This is a genomic window from Mesonia maritima, from assembly GCF_042433895.1.
GTDB classification, from domain to species: domain Bacteria; phylum Bacteroidota; class Bacteroidia; order Flavobacteriales; family Flavobacteriaceae; genus Mesonia; species Mesonia maritima.
Genome location: NZ_JBHLUA010000019.1, coordinates 1 through 2,559 on the forward strand (window position 1 = coordinate 1; position 2,559 = coordinate 2,559).

Annotated in this window: 2 protein-coding genes and 1 pseudogene; 1 reads left to right on the top strand and 2 read right to left on the bottom strand. The window is 30.6% G+C overall.

Annotation, left to right across the window (positions count from 1 at the left end):
• Nucleotides 1-195 (top strand): annotated as a pseudogene (locus ACFFGL_RS12585) (IS110 family transposase); the annotation flags it as partial.
• A gap of 128 nt (nt 196-323) precedes the next feature.
• Here ACFFGL_RS12585 and ACFFGL_RS12590 read toward each other — a convergent pair.
• A complete protein-coding gene (locus tag ACFFGL_RS12590) occupies nt 324-869 on the bottom strand; it encodes a leucine-rich repeat domain-containing protein (protein WP_309730851.1) in 546 nt (181 codons plus the stop codon).
• A 186-nt stretch (nt 870-1,055) separates the two neighbouring features.
• Entirely contained in the window at nt 1,056-1,892 is an 837-nt protein-coding gene (locus ACFFGL_RS12595) for a hypothetical protein (protein ID WP_309730853.1), read from the bottom strand.
• Nucleotides 1,893-2,559 lie beyond the last annotated feature (667 nt).

The window sequence follows — 2,559 nt, forward strand, 5'->3', positions numbered from 1 at the left end:
TTTGTATGTGCGTTCAATGCGTGTAAATACAACAAAGGCTGTAGAGAGATTTACCAGCGTATTGTAGCTAAGGGTAAGAGCAAAAAGCTGGCTTTGATCGCAGTGGCCAATAAGCTGTTAAAGCAGGCCTTTGCGATAGCTAAATCAGGGTTGCCTTATGATGAAAACTACGTATCTGTTTTAATTAACAGATAGTTTTAAAATAGGGAAAAGAATGAAGTACTAAGGTTAAAAAATAAAAATTTTAGTACAAGATGAATATGCATTAAAATTAATCGAGAAAAGAGTTGCTTTTTACCTCAATTCTTTGTTGGCTGTAGTTTTTATTCTTTCTTTTTTCTCTTTTTAATATAATTTTTCGCAGTAAGAAATTCACAGTTTGGCATTTTAGGTTCTAATTCCTCAACGATTTTATGATTCTTAAAGATTGTCCAGTTCCCATAAAGAGAGACTTGCTTAAGATTTTTAAGATTCGCAAGTTCTATAGGTAAGGATTTTAGAAGATTATAATCTAGTTCAAGGTATTCCAATTTCTCAAGAGTCAAAAATTCAGGTGTTAAGTTCTCAATGTAATTATAGTCTAATACTGTTCCCTTTTTTCGGTCAAGATGTAAATATCCGCCTCCAATATTTTTTGCCATTTTATGAGTACTACTATCTAAATCTTTTTTGGGTCTCCAACCAAGTAATAAAACACGAAGGTTTTTGAATTCCGATATCTGTTTAGGTATTTCTTTGAAATTTTGACCACCTAAATCAAGTATTTCAACTTCTTTTGGATTTTCGAGAGCAATTTCCAAATCAGTAAACACTTTTAAATCTTTAAGGTCTCCTTTTTTCCATCGTTCATTAGTTTGAGAGAAACTCAAAGTTGGAATTATTAAAAGTATTAGAATTAGTCGATTCATTTCAAATGTTGGCTAACGGTCTCGTATAACCGTCAGTTACGGATTTATATGCGTTAATTTTCGGTTTGACACTGATTTTAGCAATTCCGAGTGGATTCATACGTAGTCGAATCCGCCGTAATTGCGGTTATACATTGTTGCCCACAGTTATTTTTCAGGCGTCAGTTTAAATTCAGTTCGTTTATTTCCACCCTTTCCCATAAGCGAAAAGTTAGTTTCAATGTCCATAATTCCATCATACAAAATCCAATAACCCTTTTCAATATCAAACTCGGCAGTTGCTTTATGTGATATTTTCATAAAGGTTTTTTTATCAGATTTATCTTTTGAAAACATAGCCATCATTCCATTTCCAAAATCTCCTGAAACATATTCCTCAATGTTGTATTCGATTACGGCAATTTTATTCCCATTTTTAGTTTTTATGTCTTTAAGCCGTACAAGGTTTTTCTTGTAAAGAGTGTCTGCTTTAAAGTTTTGGTCCATTGAAACCATACTAACTTTTAAATCCCATTCATCTCCAATTGCAACAGGTTTTGTTGGAAGTCCAAATAGAATTGAAATTAGGTTTTTTTGAGCCTCTTTATAATAGAAGCTCAATAGTTCTCCTTCAGGACTCACTTTCCCTCTTAAAACTACATTTCCATTCATTTTTGCCATTCCTGAAAATAAATTTTCGGTAGTGTCTGCTTTTTCTTTTTTGAGCATCATAGCAATGTCCACGTTTCCATTTTTATCAGGAAATAGTTTTGTTTCGTATTTCAAGTCTGTTAATTGTTCTTGCATTGCTTTAAAAATTCCGCTCATTTTTTCTGAAATGGAATCTTTCTCGGTTTGTTCTTTACTTTTTTCAAGAACTACATCTCGCATTACAGTTTTATAAGTCAGAGTATCGTTTATTTTCCACTTTAAATCCACAGTTTCTTTTTGCTGTGCATTTAATGAAAATGCGATTAGTATAAATGGTAGTAATAGTTTTTTCATAATTGTGGGCAACGTGTTTGGTTATAATTTCGTTGCGGAAAAATCCGCAGGATTCTTTCCGTTTGCAAAACTAATTTAGCAAAAAAGAGTGAATTTCCGCTAGGAAATTCCGCAGCAATGAATTATAACCGTTGTTATCTAAAGTACCGACACGTTCTGCTTTTCTATCCGTTATGATTTTTTCTCTGTGTATTGATATTATTTTTAAAATGAAATATCGATTCTTTTAAAAAGTCAACTTTGAATATTTACTTTAATTTTACTCAATAAACTAATTATATTTCGTTTTGCTTTTAATTTTTCTTAGTGAGTGATTTTAAAGCTTATTTTTTCATTTTTTTCAAGTTTCTTTTTAAAATTTCACGAGTTAAGATGTTTTATTTTCTCTGCGTATTGCTATTATTTTTTAAAATGAAATATAGATTCTTGTAAAAATTGACTTTGAATAAGTACTTAATTTTTCTAGATAAACTAACTTTTTTCGCTCTGCTTTTTCGACAAGTTTGATCTTTCTAAAATTTCATTTTTATTCATGCTGATTTTTATTTCGAGGTATTTTAGGTAACGTGTTTGTATATCTTAAGTTTGATTTTCATTAAATTTATTACTTAATCAGAAAGAACAAAAGAGCGGAATAAGGTTATTTTGTGTATTGAGATTTAAATCT

Bases quoted from the DNA above. Each gene is read 5' to 3' on its own strand.
- ACFFGL_RS12595 (WP_309730853.1), bottom strand. From the start codon at position 1,892: ATGAAAAAACTATTACTACCATTTATACTAATCGCATTTTCATTAAAT.